This is a genomic window from Binatus sp. (SeqCode) (genome assembly GCF_035272065.1).
Lineage (GTDB): Bacteria > Desulfobacterota > Binatia > Binatales > Binataceae > Binatus.
In genome coordinates this window covers 46,725-69,852 of sequence record NZ_DATEQZ010000114.1, presented here as the reverse complement: position 1 = coordinate 69,852, position 23,128 = coordinate 46,725, and the positions used below count along the sequence as shown (strand labels likewise).

23 protein-coding genes are annotated in these 23,128 nt (G+C 62.5%); 7 read left to right on the top strand and 16 right to left on the bottom strand.

Annotated features, from left to right (window positions below):
* Window positions 1–14: 14 nt before the first annotated feature.
* From lysA to VJX68_RS18365, 11 genes are all read right to left on the bottom strand, one after another.
* Window positions 15–1,274, bottom strand: coding sequence for a diaminopimelate decarboxylase (gene lysA, locus VJX68_RS18415; protein WP_324097192.1), 1,260 nt, complete (start codon window positions 1,272–1,274; stop codon window positions 15–17).
* 92 nt (window positions 1,275–1,366) lie between these two features.
* A complete protein-coding gene (locus VJX68_RS18410; protein WP_324097191.1) occupies window positions 1,367–1,873 on the bottom strand; it encodes a hypothetical protein in 507 nt (168 codons plus the stop codon).
* A complete protein-coding gene (gene argH, locus VJX68_RS18405) occupies window positions 1,870–3,252 on the bottom strand; it encodes an argininosuccinate lyase (protein WP_324097190.1) in 1,383 nt (460 codons plus the stop codon). The genes VJX68_RS18410 and argH overlap by 4 nt, the downstream gene beginning before the upstream one ends.
* Before the next feature lie 34 nt (window positions 3,253–3,286).
* Window positions 3,287–3,463: a hypothetical protein gene (locus VJX68_RS18400; RefSeq protein ID WP_324097189.1), complete on the bottom strand. Its 177-nt coding sequence runs from the start codon at window positions 3,461–3,463 to the stop codon at window positions 3,287–3,289.
* Window positions 3,464–3,465: 2 nt separating this feature from the next.
* Window positions 3,466–4,686: an argininosuccinate synthase gene (locus VJX68_RS18395; protein WP_324097188.1), complete on the bottom strand. Its 1,221-nt coding sequence runs from the start codon at window positions 4,684–4,686 to the stop codon at window positions 3,466–3,468.
* A gap of 13 nt (window positions 4,687–4,699) precedes the next feature.
* Window positions 4,700–5,641: an ornithine carbamoyltransferase gene (gene argF / locus VJX68_RS18390; protein ID WP_324097187.1), complete on the bottom strand. Its 942-nt coding sequence runs from the start codon at window positions 5,639–5,641 to the stop codon at window positions 4,700–4,702.
* Window positions 5,638–6,825, bottom strand: a complete 1,188-nt coding sequence (locus VJX68_RS18385) for an aspartate aminotransferase family protein (protein WP_324097186.1) — start codon at window positions 6,823–6,825, stop codon at window positions 5,638–5,640. The genes argF and VJX68_RS18385 overlap by 4 nt, the downstream gene beginning before the upstream one ends.
* Window positions 6,822–7,763, bottom strand: coding sequence for an acetylglutamate kinase (argB, locus tag VJX68_RS18380; RefSeq protein ID WP_324097185.1), 942 nt, complete (start codon window positions 7,761–7,763; stop codon window positions 6,822–6,824). The genes VJX68_RS18385 and argB overlap by 4 nt, the downstream gene beginning before the upstream one ends.
* Window positions 7,764–7,882: 119 nt before the next feature.
* The gene (gene hslU / locus VJX68_RS18375) at window positions 7,883–9,253 is read right to left on the bottom strand and encodes an ATP-dependent protease ATPase subunit HslU (protein WP_324097184.1); all 1,371 of its coding nucleotides are present in this window, start codon (window positions 9,251–9,253) and stop codon (window positions 7,883–7,885) included.
* A 25-nt stretch (window positions 9,254–9,278) separates the two neighbouring features.
* The gene (hslV, locus tag VJX68_RS18370; protein WP_324097183.1) at window positions 9,279–9,851 is read right to left on the bottom strand and encodes an ATP-dependent protease subunit HslV; all 573 of its coding nucleotides are present in this window, start codon (window positions 9,849–9,851) and stop codon (window positions 9,279–9,281) included.
* On the bottom strand, window positions 9,832–10,758 hold the full coding sequence (locus tag VJX68_RS18365; protein WP_324097182.1) for a tyrosine-type recombinase/integrase: 927 nt from the start codon (window positions 10,756–10,758) through the stop codon (window positions 9,832–9,834). Before VJX68_RS18365 ends, hslV begins: the two co-directional genes overlap by 20 nt.
* Before the next feature lie 202 nt (window positions 10,759–10,960).
* Between VJX68_RS18365 and VJX68_RS18360 the strand changes: the two genes are divergently transcribed.
* The 4 genes from VJX68_RS18360 (at window position 10,961) to glmS (ending at window position 15,623) form a co-directional block, all read left to right on the top strand.
* Entirely contained in the window at window positions 10,961–11,164 is a 204-nt protein-coding gene (locus VJX68_RS18360; RefSeq protein ID WP_324097181.1) for a hypothetical protein, read from the top strand.
* A complete protein-coding gene (locus tag VJX68_RS18355; RefSeq protein WP_324097180.1) occupies window positions 11,161–11,589 on the top strand; it encodes a hypothetical protein in 429 nt (142 codons plus the stop codon). Before VJX68_RS18360 ends, VJX68_RS18355 begins: the two co-directional genes overlap by 4 nt.
* A complete protein-coding gene (gene glmU / locus VJX68_RS18350; RefSeq protein ID WP_324097179.1) occupies window positions 11,576–13,012 on the top strand; it encodes a bifunctional UDP-N-acetylglucosamine diphosphorylase/glucosamine-1-phosphate N-acetyltransferase GlmU in 1,437 nt (478 codons plus the stop codon). Before VJX68_RS18355 ends, glmU begins: the two co-directional genes overlap by 14 nt.
* Before the next feature lie 778 nt (window positions 13,013–13,790).
* Complete coding sequence (gene glmS, locus VJX68_RS18345) at window positions 13,791–15,623, top strand: glutamine--fructose-6-phosphate transaminase (isomerizing) (RefSeq protein WP_324097178.1); 1,833 nt, start codon at window positions 13,791–13,793, stop codon at window positions 15,621–15,623.
* A gap of 24 nt (window positions 15,624–15,647) precedes the next feature.
* Here glmS and VJX68_RS18340 read toward each other — a convergent pair whose 3' ends face one another.
* Window positions 15,648–16,262: a CDP-alcohol phosphatidyltransferase family protein gene (locus VJX68_RS18340; protein WP_324097177.1), complete on the bottom strand. Its 615-nt coding sequence runs from the start codon at window positions 16,260–16,262 to the stop codon at window positions 15,648–15,650.
* A 79-nt stretch (window positions 16,263–16,341) separates the two neighbouring features.
* On the opposite strand from VJX68_RS18340, the gene VJX68_RS18335 reads away from it, so the two are divergent.
* Window positions 16,342–17,157, top strand: a complete 816-nt coding sequence (locus VJX68_RS18335; RefSeq protein WP_324097176.1) for a hypothetical protein — start codon at window positions 16,342–16,344, stop codon at window positions 17,155–17,157.
* A 21-nt stretch (window positions 17,158–17,178) separates the two neighbouring features.
* Here the strand turns inward: VJX68_RS18335 and VJX68_RS18330 are convergent, their stop codons facing one another.
* From VJX68_RS18330 to VJX68_RS18320, 3 genes are all read right to left on the bottom strand, one after another.
* Window positions 17,179–17,394: a hypothetical protein gene (locus VJX68_RS18330; protein ID WP_324097175.1), complete on the bottom strand. Its 216-nt coding sequence runs from the start codon at window positions 17,392–17,394 to the stop codon at window positions 17,179–17,181.
* 185 nt (window positions 17,395–17,579) lie between these two features.
* Window positions 17,580–20,360 (bottom strand): glycoside hydrolase family 38 N-terminal domain-containing protein, encoded by a 2,781-nt coding sequence (locus VJX68_RS18325; RefSeq protein WP_324097174.1) that lies wholly within the window; start codon window positions 20,358–20,360, stop codon window positions 17,580–17,582.
* Between the two features lie 6 nt (window positions 20,361–20,366).
* Window positions 20,367–20,813 carry a MaoC family dehydratase gene (locus tag VJX68_RS18320; protein ID WP_324097173.1) on the bottom strand — a complete coding sequence of 149 codons (447 nt, stop codon included), beginning with the start codon at window positions 20,811–20,813 and terminating at the stop codon, window positions 20,367–20,369.
* Between the two features lie 76 nt (window positions 20,814–20,889).
* Here VJX68_RS18320 and VJX68_RS18315 point away from each other — a divergent pair, with 76 nt between their 5' ends.
* On the top strand, window positions 20,890–22,377 hold the full coding sequence (locus VJX68_RS18315; RefSeq protein ID WP_324097172.1) for an acetyl-CoA carboxylase biotin carboxylase subunit: 1,488 nt from the start codon (window positions 20,890–20,892) through the stop codon (window positions 22,375–22,377).
* Complete coding sequence (locus VJX68_RS18310; protein WP_324097171.1) at window positions 22,374–22,904, top strand: acyl-CoA carboxylase biotin carboxyl carrier protein subunit; 531 nt, start codon at window positions 22,374–22,376, stop codon at window positions 22,902–22,904. Before VJX68_RS18315 ends, VJX68_RS18310 begins: the two co-directional genes overlap by 4 nt.
* Here the strand turns inward: VJX68_RS18310 and VJX68_RS18305 are convergent.
* Complete coding sequence (locus VJX68_RS18305) at window positions 22,852–23,085, bottom strand: hypothetical protein (protein WP_324097170.1); 234 nt, start codon at window positions 23,083–23,085, stop codon at window positions 22,852–22,854. The two genes, VJX68_RS18310 and VJX68_RS18305, sit on opposite strands and share 53 nt — an antisense overlap.
* Between the last annotated feature and the right edge of the window lie 43 nt (window positions 23,086–23,128).

The window sequence follows — 23,128 nt, the reverse complement described above, 5'->3', positions numbered from 1 at the left end:
GCGTTTATGCGCTCTCATGCCGTCTTCAGGTCAACGATATGCTCGCCGCGAATCAGATCCTCGAAACTCTCGCGCTCGCGGATCACGTGCACGTCGGCGCCGTTAATCAACACCTCGGGCGCGCGCGGGCGGCTGTTGTAGTTCGACGACATGACGAATCCGTAAGCGCCGGCGCTCATCACCGCGAGCAGGTCGCCCTCCTTCGGCTCGGCCATTTCACGTTCGCGCGCGAAAAAATCGCCGCTCTCGCATACTGGACCCACGATGTCCGCCGTCACGGTTTTACCGGGCTTCCGGCGATCGACCGGAACGATCTCGTGATAGGCCTCGTATAGCACCGGACGAATCAAATCGTTCATCGCGCCGTCGATAACGACGAAGCGCTTCACGTCGGTCTCTTTGTTGTAGAGGACGCGCGTCACGAGCACGCCCGCGTTGCCGACCATCACGCGGCCCGGTTCGGTGATAATCTTGAGCCCGAGACCCGCGATCGGCTTCAGCAGCGCGCTTGCGTATTCTGAGGGCGGAGGCGGCTGCTCTTGGTACGGGATTCCGAGACCGCCGCCGAGATCGAGATACTTGAGCGCGATTCCCGCGCTGCGCAGCCGCCCGACAATCGCGGCAACTTTCTGTCCCGCTTCGGCAAACGGCGCCATCTCGGTTATCTGTGAGCCGATATGCGTGCTCAGACCGACGATTTCGAGCTGCGCCAGCGCGCTCGCTTCCGCGTAATATTCGTCCACCTGCGAAAGTGGCACACCGAATTTGCTGTCGCGATGGCCGGTGGAGATGTGCGGATGCGTGCCCGGATCGAGATCGGGATTCACGCGCAGGCTGACCGGCGCGCGACGCTTCATCCGGCCCGCGACCTCGGCCACGCGATGCAGTTCCGGGCGCGACTCGACGTTGATCATCAGAATGCCGGCTTCGAGCGCAGCCGCGATTTCCTCGTCGGTCTTGCCGACGCCGGAGAACACGATCTTGCGCGGGTCGGCGCCGATTCGCAGGCATCGCATCAACTCGCCGACCGAGACGATGTCGAATCCCGCACCCATCGAGTCGAACAATTTCAGGATGCTCAGATTCGAGAGCGCCTTCATCGCGTAACAGATCAAATGGTCGGTACCGGCAAAGGCTTCGTCAAAAACTCGAAAATGGCGCCTGAGCGTCCGCGCGCTATAGACAAAAAATGGGGTGTTGATTCGCCGCGCCAGGTCGGCGATCGGCACGTCCTCGGCATAAAGTTGATCGCTGCGGTATTCGAAGTAGTTCATTGCGATGTGGCGATTCGGTAGAGGCTCGTTTTTATCATAGCGCGGCCCCGCGAATAAACGGACGCTCGCCGCGGCTCCACTCGCACCCTGTTCTACTTAAGCGGGACCGGCGTCGGCACCACGAAATTCTCGGGATTCGGCGGGGCCGATGCGTGCTTGCGTATGATCGTCACGTCGTTCGACGGCTCGCTGAGGTAACCGTCGGTAGTGCTAGAAGTCACCTGGTAGTGATAGGTCTTGCCCATGATGGTCGCGCCGTCGATGAAGGTAAATGTGCGCTGCACCTGGAAACGCCCTTCGTCATGCACCTGGATGTCGCCAATCTTTTCTGCCGGCTTGCCCTCCTGCGCGCGAGAGATTGAGAAGCTGCCGAGGTCGTTCATCTTTGCGCCACCGGCGTAATTGTCGGGGCGATCCCAGGTCAGCCGAATTCCCTCTTTCGCATTCGCGGCCTCGAGGCCCAGGATTTTCTCCGGACGCGCGGCCTCCGGCGGTATCGGCTGCGATTTCACGCCGCATCCAAGGAACGCCACGTTCGCGAGCGCAACAATCATGAGCCCGAGCGTCAGCCAGTTCGCACCGTTGCGTTTCCGATTCATCGACGTCCGAGCTCCTTGAGGCGGCGCTTGACTGTGGACGGCGCCGGACCGCCTTCGATCGTGCGCCGCGCGACCGAGTTCTGGGCTCGAAGAATCGCGATCGCGTCGGCACCAAATGCGCTGGAGTACCTCTTCAACTCCGCGATGCTCAAGTCCTCGAGCGTTCTGCCCGCCTCGGCCGCCTCGCGAACTATCGCGCCGACGATTTCATGCGCTTGGCGAAACGCAGTGCCGCGACCGACCAGGTATTCGGCGAGATCCGTCGCCAGCGCAAATCCTCCAGCCGCCGCGCGCATGCGTTTCGCATCGAACCGCAGCGCCGGCCATAGCTTCGCGAACAGATCGAGCGCCGGCTTCAGCGCGTCGAGCGCGTCGAACACGCGTTCCTTGTCTTCCTGCAAGTCCGAGTTGTAGGCGAGCGGCAGACCCTTCAACACGGTCAGCATCGCGACCAGATCGCCGATCACGCGGCCCGTCTTGCCGCGGATCAGTTCGAGCAGATCGGGATTCTTTTTCTGCGGCATCATCGAGCTGCCGGTCGAAAACTCGTCGGGCAACAACGCGAACCCGAACTCTGCGCTCGTCCAGAGAATTATTTCCTCGCTCATCCGCGACAAATGCACCTGCGTGAGCGCGGCGGCCAACAGAAAATCCACGACGAAGTCGCGATCCGACACGGCGTCGATGCTGTTGGCGGTGATCGCCTTGAAACCCAGCGCCCGCGCGACCATCTTGCGATCCAGCGGCAGCGTCGTCCCCGCCAGAGCGCCGGCGCCGAGCGGCATAACCGAGGTGCGCGCCGCCGCCTGCTCGAAGCGTTCGCTATCGCGGCCAAGCATCTCAACGTATGCGAGCAGATGATGCGCGAGCGTGACCGGCTGCGCGCGCTGCATGTGCGTATAGCCGGGCATGATCGTCGCGACGTGGCGCCTGGCGAGCCGAATGAGCGTCGCGCGCAGCCCGGCGACCAGCGCAATCACGCCGGCAATCTCGTCGCGGAGATATAGCCGCATATCGAGCGCGACCTGGTCGTTGCGCGAACGCCCGGTGTGGAGCTTGCGCCCGGGCTCGCCAATCAGCGCGATCAACCGGCGCTCGATAGCCAGATGGATGTCCTCATCGGCGATATCGAACTTGAAGCGGCCATCCGCGATTTCACTTTCGATGCGCTCGAGCCCGCCAACGATCGCGCGCGACTCGCTGGCCTTGAGCAGCCCGACCTTCGCGAGCATTTGCGCATGCGCGATCGATCCGCGAATGTCGTGCCGAAAAAGCCGGCGGTCGAAGGGCAACGACGCGGTGAACGCCTCGACTTCGGGCAGACGTCCCCGCGCAAATCTTCCCCGTATGAGATTTTTCCGGCTGCGCCCCACTTTCATTGTGAAACGAGCGGAGTAATCCGCGACGAGCGAATCAATTGAGGGGCCGCAGCTGGCACGAGCATCCGCGCGCCGCACAACTCATCGAACCGTCGGGATGCGTGATGTGGACGTCCATCTTGTGATGGCAGTGATCGCAATCTCCGGTGCGCGGTCGGGGCACGAGCTTGGGCTGTGTGCGCGGCGGCTTGAACTGGATGACTTTTCCCAACTCTATCCGCCTTTTTTAGTGGCGCGAGCCAGCGCTCGAAGCCGCACGCCTGCGAGCCTGATGAATCCGTCGGCGTCGGCCTGGTTGTAACCGCCCGCTTCCTCGAAGCTCGCGATCTTCGGATCGTACAGCGAGTTGGGCGATTTGCGGCCGGCGATCCACACGCCGCCCTTGAACAGCTTCAGCCGCGCCACACCGTTCACGTTTTTCTGCGTATCGTCCACCAGTGCCTGCAGCGCCTCACGCTCGGGCGCAAACCAATATCCGTAATACACCATTTCCGCGTAGCGTGGGATAAGCGAGTCGCGCAGATGCATCACCTCGCGATCGAGCGTGAGTTGCTCAACCGCGCGATGCCCGTGGAAGAGGATCGTCACACCGGGCGTCTCGTAAACTCCGCGCGATTTGATTCCGACGTAGCGGTTCTCCACCAAATCGACGCGGCCGATCCCGTGGCGGCCCGCGATCTCGTTGGCGCGCTCGATGATTCGCGCGGGCGCGAGCCGCTCGCCGTTGACAGCGACCGGATTGCCGCCGGCGTATTCGATTTCGACGTACTCCGGCTTGTTCGGCGCGTCCTCGGGGGACACCGTCATGCGAAACATATCGTTGTAAGGCTCGCGCCAAGGGTCCTCGAGGATACCGCCCTCGTAGCTGACGTGAACGAGGTTGCGATCCATCGAGTACGGCTTCTCGGTGGTCACGGGCACGGGAATCTTCTTTTCGTTGGCGTATGCGAGCATGTCGGCGCGGCCCACGAAGGGCCAATCGGTTCGCCGCCACGGCGCGATGATCTTCAGATCCGGCGCGAGCCGCGCAAACGTCAACTCGAATCGCACCTGGTCGTTACCCTTGCCGGTCGCACCGTGCGCGACCGCGTCGGCGCCTTCCTCGCGCGCAATCTCGACCAACTTCTTGGCGATCACCGGCCGCGCGATCGACGTGCCAAGCAGGTAATAGCCCTCGTACACAGCGTTCGCGCGCAGCATCGGGAATACGAAGTCCCGCGCGAACTCCTCGCGCAGATCGACGATATGAAGTTTGCTCGCCCCGGTCTTGAGCGCCTTCTCTTCGAGACCCTCGGTCTCGTCGCCCTGACCGACTTCCGCGCAGTATGCGATCACTTCGCATCCGAAATGATCTTTGATCCAGCGCAGCATCACCGACGTGTCGAGTCCGCCCGAGTACGAAAGCACCAGCTTTTTTATTTTCTCAGTTGCCACGATTCCTACGTCATCATTCCGGCGACGGCGAAATCCGCAAAATTTCAGGACGTATCAGCCAGACCATCACGGCCTTCTGCGCATGCAGCCGGTTCTCCGCTTGATCGAGCACCACCGAGCGCGGGCCGTCGAGCACGTCGTCGGTGATTTCCTCGCCGCGATGCGCCGGCAGGCAATGCATCACGATCGCGCCCTTGCGCGCGTTCTTCAGCAGCGCGTCGTTGAGCTGGAAGCCCTTGAAGTCGCGACGGCGCTGCGCCGCTTCCTTCTCACGGCCCATCGAGGTCCACGTGTCGGTGTAAACCACGTCCGCGTCCTTCACCGCCTCGGCAGGATCGTCGGTGAGAGTACCGACCTCCTCGTTGCGCAGCCGCTTCATGAACTCCTTCTCAGGCTCGTAGCCTTTTGGGCACGCGAGCCGCAGCTCGAAACCCGCGAGCGCCGCCGCCTCGATCCAGCTCTGCGCGAGGTTGAAGCCGTCGCCGACGAACGCGACGCGCACTTTGCTGAGGTCGCGCCCGAAGCGTTCCTGCAACGTCATCAGATCGGCGAGCAACTGGCATGGATGAAGCAAATCGGTGAGCCCGTTGATGACGGGCACCGTTGCCTCGCGCGCAAGCTCGACCGCGGTCTCGTGCGAGAACGTGCGAATCATGATCAAATCCACGGCCCGCGAAATGTTGCGCGCGACGTCCTTCACCGATTCGCGCTCGCCAATACCGATATCATTCGGCGCGAGATAAATCGCATGCCCGCCAAGCTGCGCCATGCCGGTCTCGAACGTAACTCGCGTCCTTAGCGACGGCTTCTGAAACACCATCGCGAGCGTCCGCCCGCGCAGGTACGGATGCTCAAGTCCTATCTTGAGCTCGGCCTTGAGCCGCGCGCCGAGCGCGAGCAATCCGTCGAGTTCAGCCGGCGTGAGCGAGCTGAGATCGAGAAAATCGCGTTTCATTTCGGAATCAGCGCGTTCTTGAATGCGTTTTCGATGATCGCGAGTCCGGCGTCGGCCTCCTCGCGCGTGAGGTTCAACGGCGGCAGCAGCCGCAGCACGTTGCCCGCGGTGGCGTTGACGAGCAGCCGATTCTTGAGGCACTCCTCGACGATCGGACGCGCGTCGTGCTTGAGCACCACGCCGATGATCATTCCGAGTCCGCGAACCTCGACGATTCGATCGCAAGTGCGCGCGAACTTGCCGAGGCGTTCGAGCATGTAACCGCCGACGCTCGTCGCGTTCTCGAGCACGCCGTCCTGTTCGAGCGCGTCGATCACGGCAACCGCTGCCGCACACGCCACTGGATTTCCGCCGAACGTGCTGCCATGACTGCCGGGCGTGAAGCTCGACGCAATCTCCGCTCGCGCGATCATCGCGCCAATCGGAAGCCCGCCCCCCAGCGCCTTGGCCAGCGTCACGATGTCCGGTTTGACACCGGCGTGCTCGAACCCGAAGAATTTTCCCGTCCGCCCCATTCCGGTCTGCACTTCGTCCAGAATCAGCAGCATCTTGTTGCGATCGCACCAGTCGCGCACGCGCTTCAGGTAATCCGCGCGCGGCACGACCACGCCGCCCTCGCCCTGGATCGGTTCGACCATCACGCCGACGGTTTCGTCGCGCCGCGCGCGATCGAGCGCCGCGACATCGTCGAACGGGATCATCTTGAAACCGGGCATCAGCGGCTGAAACCCCTGATGGTACCGCTCCTGGCCAGTCGCGCTCACTGTCGCGAGCGTGCGCCCGTGGAACGATCCCAGTGTCGTCAAAATCTCGAAACGTCCGCTGCCCCATCGCCGCGCGAGCTTGATCGCGGCCTCGTTGGCTTCAGCGCCCGAGTTGCCAAGGAAGACTTTTCCCTCGCCGAAATGATTCGCCAGCCGCTCGACCAGTCGCGCCGTCGGCTCGGTGTGGAACACGTTGGAAACGTGCGTGAGCTTTTCCGCCTGCTCCTTGATCGCGCGCACGACGCGCGGATTTCCATGACCGAGGCTGGTGACCGCGAGCCCGCAGAAAAAATCGAGATAGCGGTTACCGTCGGCGTCGTACAGGTACGCGCCATGCCCGCGCGCGAACGCGATCGGCAGGCATCCGTAAACATCGACCATGTTGCGATGCGTGAGTTCTATTATCTCGGTGTTGTTCATCGAGCTTTGCCGCCCTCCGCGCTGCGCGCCGTATCGCTCAGCGCCGAAACCTTTGCGCGGCGCTGGACGACTTCAGTGCCGATTCCCGAGCGGGTGAAGATTTCGAGCAGCACCGCGTGCTTATTGCGACCGTCGATTATGTGCGTCTTCGCGACACCCTTATTCAGCGCCTCGATGCAGCACTCGACTTTCGGAATCATCCCTTCATGGATCACGCCGCGGGCGATCAGGCGCCGCGCTTCCGCCGCGTCGAGCGTCGAGAGCAATTTGCCGTCCTTGTCTTTCACGCCTTCGACGTCGCTCAGCAGGATCAATTTTTCCGCCTTGAGCGCGGCTGCAATCTCGCCCGCCGCAGTGTCGGCATTGATGTTGTAGGTCTGGCCGTCGCGCCCAAACCCGGTCGGCGCAATCACCGGGATGAAGTTGCTCGCCTCGAGCGTGCGCAGCACTTCCGGATTCACCCGATCGACTTCGCCGACCAACCCGATATCGACGCGCGAGCGCTTGCCGTTGTCGTCCGTCACGACCATCCGCATCTTGCGCGATCTGATCAGGTCGCCGTCCTTGCCCGACAGCCCGACCGCGCGCCCGCCCATGCGCGAAATCGTCGCGACGAGATCTTTGTTGATTCTCTGCAAGACCATCTCGGCCGCTTCCATCGTCGCCGGATCGGTCACGCGCATCCCGCGCACGAACCGCGACTTCAGCCCGAGCTTGCCGATCAGTTCCGTAATCTGCGGCCCGCCGCCGTGCACGATTATCGGGTTGATGCCCACCAGATCGAGCAGCACGACCTCGCGCGCAAAACTCTCGCGCATCTCCTCGGTCTGCATCGCGTGGCCGCCGTACTTGATGACGAACGTTTTGCCGCGAAAGCGCCGAATGTAGGGCAGCGCTTCGATGAGCACGTCGGCTCGATTATGGATGGCCTCTTTCACGCCTCAAAGAACCTCGCCGAAACCCGAAAGCCGAAAAGGGAAATCAAAACAGTATTGCGCGCGCGGCGCAATCCATCGCCTGCCGGGCAGCTAATACCAGTGTAACGGGCAGACGCGAGCTACAGAATATAGCGCGACAGATCCTCGTCCTTGACGATCTCGTCGAGGCGGCCGTGAACGTACGCGGCGTCTATAGTCAGCTCGCGATCCTGCATCTCCGGCGCGTTGAACGACAGCTCTTCCAGCAGCCGCTCGAGCACCGTATGCAGCCGGCGCGCGCCGATATTTTCCGAGCGCGCGTTCACCTTGGCCGCAATCTCCGCCAGCGCCGCGACCCCGTCCTCGGTGAAGCGCATACGAACGCCCTCGGTTTCCATCAGCGCGACGTACTGCCGCGTCAGCGCGTTCTCGGGCTCGGTCAGGATGCGGATGAAGTCCTCGCGCGTCAGCGCCTTCAGCTCGACGCGAATCGGGAAGCGTCCCTGGAACTCGGGAATCAGGTCCGACGGTTTCGACGTGTGAAACGCCCCCGACGCGACAAACAAAATGTGATCGGTCTTCACCGCGCCGTATTTCGTGTTGACCGTCGATCCTTCGACGATCGGCAGCAGGTCGCGCTGCACGCCCTCGCGCGAGACGTCCGGCCCGTGCGACTCGCGCCCGGCAATCTTGTCTATCTCGTCGATGAACACTATCCCCGATTGCTCGGCGCGCGTGATCGCCTCGTGCGCCACCGCCTCCATGTCCACCAGCCGCGCCGCTTCCTCCGTCGTCAGCAGCTCGAGCGCCTCGGGGATTTTCACTTTGCGCGTGCGCGTCTTCTTGGGCATGAGCTGATTCATCAGCTCTTTCATGTTGAGGCCCATCTCTTCCATACCCTGCGGCGTGAAGACCTCGATATTCGGCGCGGCGTTTGCGCTGACCTCGAGCTCGACCTCGCGATCGTCCAGATGGCCGCCGTGCAGCAGCTTGCGCAACTTCTCGCGCGTGTCCTTGTGCGAGTCGCTGTCGATCGCCTCGAGATGCCCCTCCGGCGTTATACCGGCAGGACGCCGAACCTTGGTGGGCGTGGGGAACAGGAGATCGAGCAATCGTTCTTCGGCATTCTCGCGCGCCTTGACCGCGACGCGATCGCGAGCTTCGTCGCGCACCATCTTGACCGAACACTCCGCCAAGTCGCGGATCATCGACTCCACGTCGCGCCCGACGTAGCCGACCTCGGTGTAGCGCGACGCTTCCACCTTGACGAATGGCGCCTGCGCCAGCCGCGCCAGCCGCCGCGCAATCTCCGTCTTGCCGACGCCGGTCGGCCCGATCATCAGGATATTCTTCGGCGCTATTTCGTCGCGCAACTCGGGCGCGACATTCTGCCGCCGCCATCGATTGCGCAGCGCGATCGCAACTGCGCGCTTCGCGTCATGCTGCCCGACAATATAGCGATCGAGCTCCGAGACGATCTCGCGCGGCGTCATCACTTGTGGAACTGCCATCTTGTTGGATTCCAGGATTTTGTGGCTACAATTCTTCGAACACGAATTGGTCGTTGGTGTAAACGCAGACTTCCGACGCGATCTTCATCGCGCCTTCCGCAATCTGGCGCGCAGTCATGCCGGAGCCGTGGCGAATCAGCGCACGTGCCGCAGACAGCGCGAAATTGCCGCCCGATCCGATCGCGAGGATTCCATCGTCAGGCTCGAGCACGTCGCCGACGCCCGAAATAAGCAGCGAGCTCTCCTTGTCCGCGACTACCAGCATCGCCTCGAGCCGCCGCAGGATTCGATCCGTGCGCCAGTCCTTGGCCAGCTCGACGGCTGCGCGCCGCAGCACTCCATTGTATTCCTGCAGCTTCGATTCGAACTTGTCGAACAACGTCAACGCGTCCGCGGTCGATCCCGCAAATCCCGCCAGCACGCGATCCTGATGCAGCCGGCGCACCTTCTTCGCCTTGGCCTTCATGATCGTTTGTCCGACGCTCACCTGCCCGTCACCCGCCATGACGACGTGCCCCTCGTGGCGCACGCTCAGAATCGTCGTGTGGCGAAATTCGGCGCCCGGCTCGATACCCCTGTCAGACTCGTGGGAAGGCACGTCGATAAACCTCTTTCAAATGATTCACGCTGACATGAGTATAGCGCTGCGTCGTCGCTAGGCTCGCATGACCGAGCATTTCCTGTATCGACCGTAAGTCGGCTCCATTGCCAAGCATATGCGTTGCGAAAGAATGACGCAGCCCATGGGGTGTGACACCGGAGCTCACGCCCGCGGCCTCAATTCTCTTCTGCAGTATCGTCTCGACGCTGCGCGTGGTCAGCCGTCCGCCGCGAAGATTCGTAATCACGGGACCGTTATGCTCCCACGCTATCGGCATTGCGGTCTTCCACTTTTTCAATGCGTCCAGCGCCGGCTCGCCGAGCGGCACCAGCCGATCCTTGTTGCCCTTGCCCGCCCGCACCATCACCATCCCGAGTTCTTCGTCGATATCGCGCCAGTCCAGCCCGACCAACTCGCCGACGCGCAGCCCAGACGAGTACAGCGTCTCGAATATCGCGCGGTCGCGAATCGACGCGGGCGTCGAGTCGTGCGGCGCCAACGAAAACTCGAGCAGCCGGCGAACTTCGTCCTCCTGCAATATCGACGGCAGCCGCCGTTCGTTCTTCGGCGAGCGAATCGATCGCGCCGGGCTCGCCACGCCAATCGTCGTTTCGCGATATCGAAAGAACGCCTTGATCGCGCTAAGTCGGCGCTGGACGGTCGCCCGTTTTGCTGTCTTCATCAATTCAGCAAGATAGCTCCGGATATGATCCGCCGTGATACTCGCGACGTCGATTTCATCGACGCGTTTGCCCAATATCGCCGCGCGCTCGAGCAGGAAACTTCGGAACGCGAGCAGGTCGCGGCGATAGTTCGTCACCGTATTGTCCGCCGCGCGCGACGCTTTTCTCAGCGCCGCGGCAAACGCCTCGACCTCCACCTCCATCATCTCGCGCGCACCCATCTGAGCGGCTATGCTATCAGCGGCGATTCGGCCGAAAAAGCGTGCATTTCCAAGCCCCTCGCATTCCAGTCCCGCGGAGCACCATGCCGCACGAAGAACTCGCCGCTTCCCGATGAACTGTTGGAATTGCGCCCGAAAAATAGAGATTGTAACTGGCGATCGTGTCGGTTTTCGCGACGAGTGCCCTGGATGCGGCCGCGCGATGCACTCGTGCAGCAACTGCGGATTTTACGATCTGGCCTACAACAACAGTTGCCGCGAGACGATCTCGGAGCGGGTGGTGGACAAGGAACGATTCAACTTCTGCGAATATTTTATCCCGGGAGACGCCGCCGCTAAGGCGCAATTGAAAACGAAGACGGGCGCCCAGGACAAGCTGGAGGCTCTCTTCAAGAAAAGATCATGACGTCCCGCAAATCCCAGCTTCATGACCGATGCGCCCAGCTTCTCTTCGTCACGGCGTTCGCTTCGATCGTCGCGATCGGATGCCATCCGGCGAACAGCGCGCGCGGCGTCGTCGATCGGTTCATCGACCAATACTATGTCGCGATCGATCTGAAAGCGGCCGAGCCGTTCTGTACGGGGCTGGCACTCGACAAGCTGCGTCACGAGATTCAACTAATCGGTAATCAGAAAATCGACGCCAACACCCGCAAGCCCGTCGTGCACTACAAGCTCACTGCCGAGCGCGACGCCACCGACCATATCGAGTTCCTGTTTCGCGCGACCATCGACGTGCCCGAAGGCGGCACCTTCAATCGCAACTGGCTGATCACGGCACGCAAGGACGCCGACACCTGGAAAGTCTCGAACTTCGATGACTACGAGTAACGTCGCGGCTATCATCCTCGCCGCCGGCAAAGGCACCCGGATGCGCTCGGAGCGCGCCAAGGTCCTGCACGAACTCTGCGGAGAGCCGATGATCGCGCGCGCGGTTCGAGCCGTCGCCGCACTTAAGCCCGATCCAATCGTGATCGTCGTCGGCCACCAAGCGCGCGAGGTCGAGGCCGCCGTAAATTCCTCGAACGCGCGATTCGCGCTCCAGGAGCCGCAGCGCGGCACGGGTGACGCCGCGCGATGCGGTCTCGGCCAGCTTCCCGCGGACTTCACTGGCGACGTGCTAATCACTTACGGCGACATGCCCGCGATCAAGGGGTCAACTCTGCGCGCTTTCCTCGACGCCCATCGAAAGCGCGCCGCAAAGCTATCGTTCATCAGCATCATTCTCGAGGATCCCGCCGCTTACGGCCGCGTGATTCGCGACGCGCGCGGCAACGTCGACAAAATTGTCGAGTTCCGCGACGCGTCACCCGCCGAGCGCGCCATCAAGGAAATCAACACCGGCTGTTACATCGTCGATAGCGCCCTGCTTCGCTCTGCGCTCGCCGAGCTGAAACCGGCGAATGCCCAGGATGAGTACTACCTGACCGATATCGTCGCGATTGCGCGTGCGCGCTGTGGAAACGAAAAAGTCGAAGCGTGGGCTGCTGACGACCCGGTGGAGTTCGCCGGCATCAACTCGCGCGAGGAGCTGGCAAATATGGAAGCCGAAATTCGTGCGGCCGTTAACCGAAAGCTGATGCAATCCGGCGTCACACTCGTTGATCCCTCGACCGCCTACATTTCTGAGCAAGCGGAAATCGCGGCCGATTGCGTGATCGGTCCCAACGTCCAGATTCTCGGCGCGTGCAAGCTCGCCGAGGGCGTGCGAATCGACGGCACCGCATGGCTGAGCAACGTCACGATTGGCCCGCGATGCCATCTGAAGCTGGGCGTGCGCGCCGAAGATTGCATCATCGGCGAGGAGTCCGAAATCGGCCCGTTCGCTAACCTGCGCGCCGGCACCGAACTCGCCGGCCACAATCGCATCGGCAATTTCGTCGAGACCAAAAAAGCGCGCCTCGGCCGCGGCACCAAAGCCAGCCATCTAAGCTACCTCGGCGACGCCACTATCGGCGCCGACACCAACATCGGATGCGGCGTCATCACCGTGAACTACGACGGCTACGAAAAGCATCACACGGAAATCGGCGATCGCTGCATGGTCGGCTGCGACACGCAACTCGTCGCGCCGGTCAAGGTCGGCAGCGATGTCTACGTCGCGTCCGGCACGACGATCATCCGCGAGGTTCCCGACGGCGCGCTCGTGATGTCGCATCATCCGCAGCGCGAAAAGTCCGGCTGGATGGCAACCTGGCGCAAACGCCACAACGACAGCCCCGACGGCAGTTTGCGGCGCAAGAAGGATCAATAAGACCAGACCGTAGTGGGTCAGTTTGAATTCCGATGCCGTTGGAACGCCGCCGCACTCGAGTGATCTTGATACTACTCAGATCTGCGGTCTTTTCTTTTGTGGCTTTCCTGATTCTGAGGTGGACCTGGGGCAGAGGGATGCTTCCTGTCGGAGTCGGGATCGGCGCCGCAATAGTCACCATCTTGATAGATTTCTCGCGACAAGTCGGGAAATTAGACCGTCCGAGCCAGTCCGATTAAACTGACCCACTAACCCGACAAACGCGTCGCTTGAACTCGCGCGACCTTGCGGGAATAATCACAGCAACGAGGTGGCGGTCGAAGCGATAGAAAACAAAAAGCGAGAGTAGCGCCAGGACTCATGGCCGTAGCGGGCGATGAGTTGACGAGGTGGAAGCAGTATCGAAAGATTCGGCGGATGGCTTCCCGGCTCCACAGTCGATAGAGGCGAGAAAAACCGTGCGGGTGACCGCGCGACAAAATGCGCCTTAAGTGGCAGAGCGTCCGGCTCTGACGTGATTTTCTAAACTCTCCCCTACAAATCAGTTCGCTATCGCTGCGTTCGTGTGGTTCGGATAACTCCGTAACTTCCTTTCGATCAGGAGAGCTTTGCATAAAGTCGGCACGCGGGCAGAGAAGAGGCAGAATCTTGAATCGCGCGCGAAAAATGCGCGCTGTATAAGGACCCTCACCTTCATCCTCTCCCTGGCAGGGAGAGGGGAAGAACGCCGAGCCCGTTTCGCAAAGCTCTCTTCGGTCAGGGAGAGGAGCGAACGACTATGTGCGGAATAATCGGATATGTCGGGCCGAGCGAGGCCTACCCAATCCTCCTCGGAGGACTCGGACGCCTCGAATACCGCGGCTACGACTCGGCCGGTGTCGCAACTATCGTCGATAGCGGCAAGCTCGAAATTCGGCGCGCCAAGGGCAAGCTCGAAAATCTGCGCCACCTGCTGGCCGACGCGCCTCTGCAAGGCCATATCGGAATCGGACACACGCGATGGGCGACGCACGGCCGCCCTTCCGAAGAGAATGCGCATCCGCACAAAGCCGGCCCGGTCGCCGTCATTCACAACGGCATCGTCGAGAACTTCGTCGAGCTGCGCGCCGAACTGCTCGCACGCGGCCACAAGCTCAGCTCCGAAACCGATACTGAGCTGATCTCGCACCTCATCGAAGAGAAGCTCAAAACTGGGCGAGGACTGACCGAGGCCGTGCGCGAGGCCGTCATCCGCCTGCGCGGTTCGTTCTCGATCGTCGTGCTGTCGGAAACCGAACCCGGCAAGTTGATCGCCGCAAAGACCGCCACGCCGCTGGTGCTGGGGTTGGGCGACGGCGAGAATTTCATCGCGTCGGATATTCCCGCGATTCTCGAGCACACGCGCCGCGCGCTCGTGCTCGAAGACGGCGAGCTTGCCGAGGTCACCGCGACCACCGCGCGGCTGATGAAGTTCGACGGCACTGAGGTTACTCGCGCACCGCGTCAAGTCGAATGGGACGCAGTCGCCGCCACCAAGGGAGGCTTCCGGCACTACCTGCGCAAGGAAATAGACGATCAGCCGCAGGCATGGATCGACACGATGGCGGGACGCGCGGATGGCGGCTCATCCACAGTGCGCTTCGAGGGCGAGCTGCTGCCGGCGGGCGGCCCTGCGTCGATCGGGCGGATCGTGATGCTCGGTGCGGGCGCGTCGTGGATCACGGCACAGGTCGCCAAGTTCATGATCGAGGAGCTGGCCGGGATTCCGGTCGAGGTCGATTACTCGTCAGAGTTCCGCTATCGGCGGCCTCCGATCGACGCCCGCACGATGATCATCGCGGTGTCGCAGTCGGGCGAGACCGCCGACACGATCGCCGCGATGGAAGAAGGGCGCGCGCGCGGGGCGCATTTGCTGGCGATCACCAACACGGTGGACTCGTCGATCGCGCGCAAGGCCGACGCGCAGTTGTACACGCGATGCGGTCCCGAGACGAGCGTCACCACCACCAAATGCTTTCTCACGCAGCTCGAGGCTTACTACCTGTTCGCGATTCATCTGGCGGTGCGGATGGGACGCCTGTCCGAGGCCGACGCCGGTAAGTTGCTGCAACCGGCTTTCGCGATCCCCGGACAGATCAAAGCTATCTTGGAGAGCGAGCCGAATATTCAGTCGATCGCGCGCAAGTACGCACAGGCGCGGGACTTCCTGTTCCTTGGACGCGGGATCAACTACCCGATTGCGCTCGAGGGCGCGCTCAAACTGAAGGAAATTTCCTACATTCACGCCGAGGGTTACTCGGCGGGCGAGATGAAGCATGGGCCGATCGCGCTTATCGACGACAAGATGCCGGTGGTGGTGATAATTCCCAACGACGGCCTGTTCGAGAAGTCGATGTCGAATCTCAAGGAAGTCGAATCGCGCAACGGGAGGATTATCGCGGTGACTAATCACGCGACCGCCGAGCTGAAAAGCGTCGCCGACGAAATTATCGAGGTGCCGGAGACCAACCGGATGCTGACGCCCGTGCTGATGACGGTGCCGCTGCAATTGCTCGCGTACCATATAGCATCGGAGCGCGGCACCGACGTCGATCAGCCACGCAACCTCGCGAAGTCAGTAACCGTCGAGTAGCGCGAGCGTCTGATGGGAGCGGGATTATTGCGAGCGCAGCATTCGCAGGCCGAATAGCAGGCGTTGGGCGCCGGTGACGATTTCCAGCAAGGCCATCGCGTAGCAGAGTAGTGGGCCAAGCGGGCGCAGGAGCGGCGTCGCTTCGATCAGTCCTAGCACTATGAAGAAGATTATTGCTTCGGTGCGTTCGAGGATTCCGGGTGGGTACTCGATCAATTTTGCGCCGGGGCCTTCCAGCGCCGCGCCTACCGCCAGGAATATCGTGATGTTCACGTACCAGGTGGCTACCAGGACCAGGGCGGGGAAATAGAGGGCGGGATCGCGCCACGCGATGCCGACGATCACACAGGCCTCGACGACGCGGTCGGCCGACAGGTCGAGCACGCCGCCGAGGGTGCTGGGCGCGGCGCATTCGCGCGCGATGGTGCCGTCGAGCGCGTCGAAGGCGGCGCTGAGAGTTAGCGCCGCGATGGCCCAGGTAGGATGCGCGCTCGCGAATGCGACGCCGGATGCGATGCCGGCGAGCGCGGCGAGAATCGTTGCGAGATTCGCGCTGATGCCCACGCGGAAGAGCGCGCGGGCGGATCGCGATTGCATGCGCTTGATGTGGAGGTTCGCGCTGAAGATTGTATCGAGCATGATAGCCTTTGATCGTGCGGCTGGCGCGCAGATCGCCAGCCGAGTTAACGTTCCAGACAGGTTGCGCGTTGGCAAGGGCATGATTGCGATACGGAAGCGGCGATGGATTGCCGCGGCGCTCGCGATAATCCTGACTATCGCGTGCACGCGGCCCGCGTTGTCGGCGAATGCGCTCAGCTTTCCGCCGACTAATTTTGCGATTCTGAACCCGGATAGCGGTGCTGCGATCGGACACGGCCGCTACCGAATAGAGCGTGCGCCCGGCGGCGCGACGCTGCGCGGCGAGAACGATTACTTTGACGGTCAGACCGATGTCGAGACAGCGCACCTGGAATTGGAAGGCGCGGGACAGCTACCCAAGCTGGTGGAATTCGATCACACGTTCTACAACGCCGACGGCTCGATCCTGAAACGCGCGCACGCCGATCTGAAGACGGGAGCGGGAACGTGCATCGACAACGCCGACGGACAGAAGAGCGAGCAGTCCGAGCGGCTGAGCATCCCGGAGGACACCTGGGCGGGCGCGAGCATCGTGATTCCGATCCAGGATTTTTTGCGCGCGGGCGACAGAGGCATCAGTCGTGAGTTGCACGTCTTCAACTGCGCGCCGAACCCGACGATATTTGCGATCAGCGTGAATATCGATCCGGGAGATGCGGTGTGGACGGCCTATGGCGCCGAAGCGCTGCGAGTCGAAGTGCGGCCGGACTTCGGATGGTTGAACGTGATCGTCGCAGCCTTCGTGCCCAAGCTTCATGCGTGGTTCGATCCCAACGACGGATGGGCGTTCGTCGGCGACGAGGCCGCGCGATACTACAAGGGCCCGCGAATCATGCTCGTTAAGTCGCGCGGCCACGGCGGCGACTCGGCAAGCGGCGCGCATCAGGGAAAATAGCGGAGCTGATTTCGGCAATATCTAAAAGTGGACGATGCCCTCGCCCTCGGGATGGCGTGCGGCCTTCGAGGCTTTGGGCTTTTGATACAGAAACGAAATCTTGCACTGCGGGCAGGTCCCTTCGGGCTGTTGGCCGGCGCGGCGCACCAGTTTGACGTAACGCACGGTTCCGTCCTCGCACAGATGACCGGCAACGGGGAAATCGTACACGGTGCGAACCGTGATCTTCTCGCTCATTCTTGCGCTAGCGCTCCTCAAGTCAGTTGGCTCATCCGTCAATTGATACGCACGACGATTTGTTTCGTTTCAATTCCGCAACACACCAATCGCGCTCGAATCCAAACTCGGATTAAACAAGATAGTGAAATTGCGCCGTCGATCAATCCCTTTTGATGATCAATTCGGAAAATATTTTCAGTTTTTCACTCGGCGGGAGGCCGGGCGCGCACCTCGAACGTGACGAGCTCGAACGGCTTCAGTTCGAGCGTGATGGCGCCGTCGCGCGAGCGCTTGAGGCCGGCGCGCTTCACTGGACGTCCACGGAGGTCGACAATGCGCGCGCGGCGGCCGGCGGCGAAGGTGAAGCTGGCGGTCTCGGGCGCCTGCGACGCGCTGTAAACGCGCACTTTGTAGGAGTTCGCGCGGGCAAGGGGGCGCGCCGTCGAGAAAATTACTCGCGGATTGTCGCATCCGAAGAGTGAGGCGGCGGAATCGCGTTCGCCGCGGCGGCCGGAAAAAACGCGCGGTGGCGACGTGTACGCCTCGACGCGTTGCGACAAATCGCTCTCGAGATAGCTCCCGCGAAAAGTCGCGACGGCAAATTCGAAGCGATGCTCGCCCGGTTCCTGGGCGTCGGGCGTCTCTAGCTCGGGTCCGGCCCCGCCGCGGCGCGTCGCGAGATCGGAACGCGACAGCCACCCCACGCATCGCAAAAGAGTCAGAAGAATCGTCGTGCCCGCGCGCTCGGGCCGCGCCTCGACCTCGAGGATGCCGCGGCTCGCGAGCGCGGCCGAGAACTCAGCGCCCTCGACGGCGGTGAACGTGCGCTGAGGCACGGTCGGATAGATGTCCTCGGTGCCCCGCGGTTCTGACGGCGCGAGCGGGCGGCGCAGCACGCCGAAACTGGTGTCATTCACGGCCTCGGTGGCGAAGATTGGCGTGCGCAGGGCGGCCCGCAGTCGATGGTCTTGCGACCGATTCGTAACGTCGGCGATGAAATCGACGCGGTCGAAGCCTTGGTAGAGCGTCGCGATGAGTGCGACGTCGAGTTGCTCGCGTCGCGGCGAGCGTGCGCGTCGATCTGTAGTGAGCGAGGCAGGTATTTCGAACGTCATCGAGAGCTTGATGCGCTTGCGCACGGGGCCATTGTCAACAACGCTCGCGGATATCGAGGCAGGACTCGCGATCGACGCACCATCGCTGACAGGATCGAAGTTGTACTCGTCGCCGCGATCGCCGTCGTCCTCGAAATACAGCTCCATCGCTGTGTTGCGCGCGAGATCGCGAATCTCCAGGCCGCGCGGCGTCGGAGTCAGGCGGAAGAATTCGTTCTCAATCGACGCGACCGATTCGGGTCTCGCCGGCACGGCGGCGGAATCGTCGCGCACCAGGCGATAGAAGCTGAATCCCGATTGCGCGAGATCGTCGGCGACGAAACTGACGGCGCATCGTGCGGCGCTGGTCGCATGGATGCGCATCGAGCCCGAATCGGGAATGCGCGTGCGAACCGCGTGCCTGAATTGCTCGAGATCGAGATCGCTGAACGCGGCCCGGCTCATGAAAAGATTCACCTGCAGGCGGCCGTCCGGCGCGGTTGTGATCTCGAAGCGATTCACGGTGCGGCCGAAGACGGCCGGTTGGCTCAAGCCGACGACGATCGACTTGAATTCCGCCGTCGGCATATCGGAATCGAGCGCACGCTGCTCGCGGGCAACGTCGATCGCAACCGGGATGCGGCGGCCGTCGGAAGTCTCGACAACATAACGCGCGTCCGGGTCGGCAATTTCGGCTTCGCCGGTCACAAGCGCGCGGCGAGCGAGCGATGGGTTGAATACGGCAATCTCCGACGCGTCGACGTTGCGGGAATTGAGGCACAACGCGGCGGCGCGGCGCACGGCGGTCTCGGCAAGCATCGCAGCCTGATCGAATCGGTAGCGCATGTCGATGTGCACCTGATCGACCGAACATCCGCAAATCGAATCGTGAGGATGGTTCTGAATCTCGGTGCGCCACGCCATCTCGAGGAATGCGTCGAGGCTGGCGCCGCGCCCGAGCGCGTTGGCCAGCGCGGCGAGCGGATCGGCATAGCGCTCGAGTGCGCGGCAATTCTCGAAGTCGCGCTGCTTAATCCATGTGCGTGCGGAGGTGACGCCGGGCAGCAGATGCGAGCGCAATGGCGAGCGCAGTTCGCCGCGATGGCGCGGCGTGCCGTCGAGCGGAAGTTCGGCGAGCCGGAGGACATAGTCCTCGAGCGAGCCCGTCTCGAAGGTCATTGCGGAAATCTCGCGCGCCTCGATGATCCGCGCGGTGAGGCGCGGGTCGGGCTCGGCGTGATCGGTACCGGTCATCACGAGGATCGGCGTGCCCGCGGCGAAGTCGCGCTCGCGGTCCGCGATGCGTTCGGCGCGCGCGACGAAGCTGTCAACCGATTCGAGGGGGAGATTCGCGCCGTTCGAATAGCCGTTGGGCATATAGACCGTCAGCACGGAACTGCCGTCGAGCGCTTCCCAGACAAAGCGATTGCGATTTACGTCCGCGCCGACTCCGCGCCACAGCACCGCGGTCGTGAATCCGAAGCCGGCGAGAATTTGTGGCATCTGCGCGATGTGCCCGAACTGATCAGGCAGGTAGCCGACGTCGAGCGGACGGCCGAAGCGGCGCGCGATCGCCATGCCGATTTCGAGATTGCGGATCAGCGACTCCCCGCTCACCAGGAAGCTGTCGGCGAGCACGTACCACGGCCCGACCTGGATCTTGCCCGCGCGAATCAGATTGCGCAGCCGCCGCTCGGCGCGCGGGCGCATCTCGAGATAGTCGTCGAGCACGATCGTCTGGCCGTCGAAGTGAAACGACGGAATCGTGCCGCGCTCAACCAGCGGGATCATGCGGTCGGCCATCGTGACCAGCCGCGCGCGCATCTGCTGGAACGGCTGATACCATTCGCGATCCCAATGCGTGTGAACGACGAAGTATAGTTGGTCCATAAGAGCTCAGGCGGGCCGCCGTGGGACGAGAATTTTGCGGCGCAGGATCATTATCTGTTCGCCGCGTTGATTGAGGCCGCGCGTCTCGACGTAGATTACGCCGCGGTCGCTCTTCGATTTCGACGCGGTCGTCTCGAGCACCGTCGTCTCGGCGTACAGCGTGTCGCCGGCGAAGGTCGGACTGGTGTGACGCACCGACTCGTACTCAAGGTTCGCGATCGCGTTCTCGCTCACGTCCTTCACGCTCATGCCGACCACCGTCGCCATCACCAGCAGCCCGTTGACGAGCGGACGGCCGTGCTGCGTGGTCGCGGCGTAGGCGACATCGAAGTGAAGCGGGTTGGTGTTCATCGTCATGAGCGTGAACCAGGTGTTGTCGAAGTCGGTGATAGTGCGGCCGGGCCAGTGCTTAAGAGTCTGGCCGGCGGTGAAATCCTCGAAGTAGCGATTCATGCAGGTCCGATGCCCTGTCGGGAATTATACGACGGGCGCGCCGGTTGCAATTGATTGTGCTAGCTTCGTCGAATCTATGGCGCGGCTCACGAAATTACTCGTCGCAAATCGCGGCGAAATTGCGCTTCGGATCATCCGCAGCGCGCGTTTGTTCGGCCTCAAGACCGTAGCCGTCTATTCGGCAGCGGACGCTAAGAGCGCGCACGTCGGCGCGGCGGACGAGGCGATTGCGATCGGGCCAGCCGAGGCTGCGAAGAGCTACCTCGACATCGCGGCGATAATCGCGGCGGCAAAGCAATCCGGCGCCGACGCGATTCATCCGGGCTACGGATTTCTCTCCGAGCGGCCCGAGTTCGCGCGGGCCGCGGCGGACGCGCAGATCGTGTTTGTGGGACCGCGGCCGGAGGTGATGGCGGCTCTCGGGGACAAGGTTGCGGCACGGCGAATCGCGGTCGCGGCGGGAGTTCCGGTGGTGCCTGGAATCGAAACCGCGGAAATTTCCGCGGCCCGCGCGTTTGCCGCGCTCGCCGGATATCCGATCCTGGTCAAGGCTGCCGCCGGTGGAGGCGGACGCGGCATGCGCATCGTTGCGGAAGCCGCTCAGCTCGAGAGCGCTCTGGAAGCGGCTGCGCGCGAGGCGACGGCTGCGTTCGGCGACGGGCGGATATTCATCGAGAAGTATCTCGCGCATCCGCGGCATATCGAAATCCAAGTTCTCGGCGACGAGCACGGCGCCTTGGTCGCGCTGGGCGAACGCGATTGTTCGATCCAGCGGCGCTATCAGAAAATTATCGAGGAGTCACCGGCGCCGGGCCTTTCCGCCGAGATGCGCGCGAAGATGATCGACGCGGCGCTGAAGCTCGCGCGCGCGGCGCATTACACCAATGCAGGTACCACGGAGTTTCTGGTCGAGGGTGACAACTTCTACTTCCTCGAAGTGAATGCGCGCCTCCAGGTCGAGCATCCCGTGACCGAGATGCGTTTCGGATGCGACCTGGTGTGCGAGCAGTTGCGGATCGCGTCGGGCGGCAAGGTGTCGGAGCCCGCGGCTCCACGCGGCGCGGCAATTGAATGCCGAATCAACGCCGAAGATCCCGAGCACAACTTTCGTCCTGCGACGGGAACCGTGCTCCATCTGAGTGTTCCCGGCGGGCCGGGCGTGCGTTTCGATTCGCATATGACGCGCGGCGCCGAAGTTACGCCGTGGTACGATGGTCTGCTCGGCAAGCTGATTTGTTACGGCCCGACTCGCGAGGAGGCGCGCGGGCGGCTGGTCAATGCGCTCGGCGAATTCGCGCTGCTTGGCGTGACGAACAACGCGGCGTACCTGCGCGATATCGTTGCGAGCGAGCAGTTTCGCGACGCGAGACTCTCGACACACTTCATCGATCAATTTTTTCCTGAGTGGAAGATCACTAACGACGAAATCGATGCGGCGATTGTCGCAGCAGCAATCACCGCGGGTGACGTGCAAGCGGAAAATGCTGCACCGAAGGCAAATACTGAGCGTCGGTCGCCGTGGGACAGCCTGAATAACTTCGAGCTGTGGGGATCGCGGCGATGAAGCTCACACGCGCGGGTGACTCGCACGAGATCGACGCCGAGGTGATTTTACGCGACGGCAGCACAATTCGCGTGCGCATCGGAGACCGGGAACTCGCGGCGGAGTTCAGGCCGAATGCTGACGGGGGTGGGGTTCTTGCGATCGATGGGCGGCGCTATCCCGTTTTCGGCGCGCGGCGAAAAGAATCGATCCTCGTTTCAGTCGGACCCGCTTGTTTCGAGTTCAAGCCGGCCGAGGCTGCGGCGCGGCGGCGCGCGCGCGGGCTCGCAGCGGCGGAAATCACCGCGCCGATGCCCGGCAAGGTGCTCAAGGTGCTGGTGCGCGACGACGACCTGGTCGAGGCCGGGCAGCCGCTGGTCGTGATCGAAGCAATGAAAATGGAAACGACGCTCGCCGCCGAGAGCGCGGCGCTCGTGAAGCATGTTCGCGTCGAGGAGGGGCAAACCGTCGATCACGGCGCCGTGCTGATCGAGCTTAGTCCGCCTCCGGCTTCATCAGGTCGCGAATCCGCGCCCCGAGCCGAGTGATCCAATCCTCGAAGTCGCCGTCGCGTTCGACGACTATCTCGAGCTTGCCGTTTTTCAAAATCGAGACGCGGCCCGGATGCTCGGTGCGCAGCGGAATCACGACCGCCTCGCGCGAGATTCCCATCGGATCGATCACCGCGAAGATTCTTTCGATTTCTTTCAGTGTGACGGCCTTGAGCACGCGCGCGCCTCGTGTTCTTCGTTGAGTACGTCTTTACTTAAAT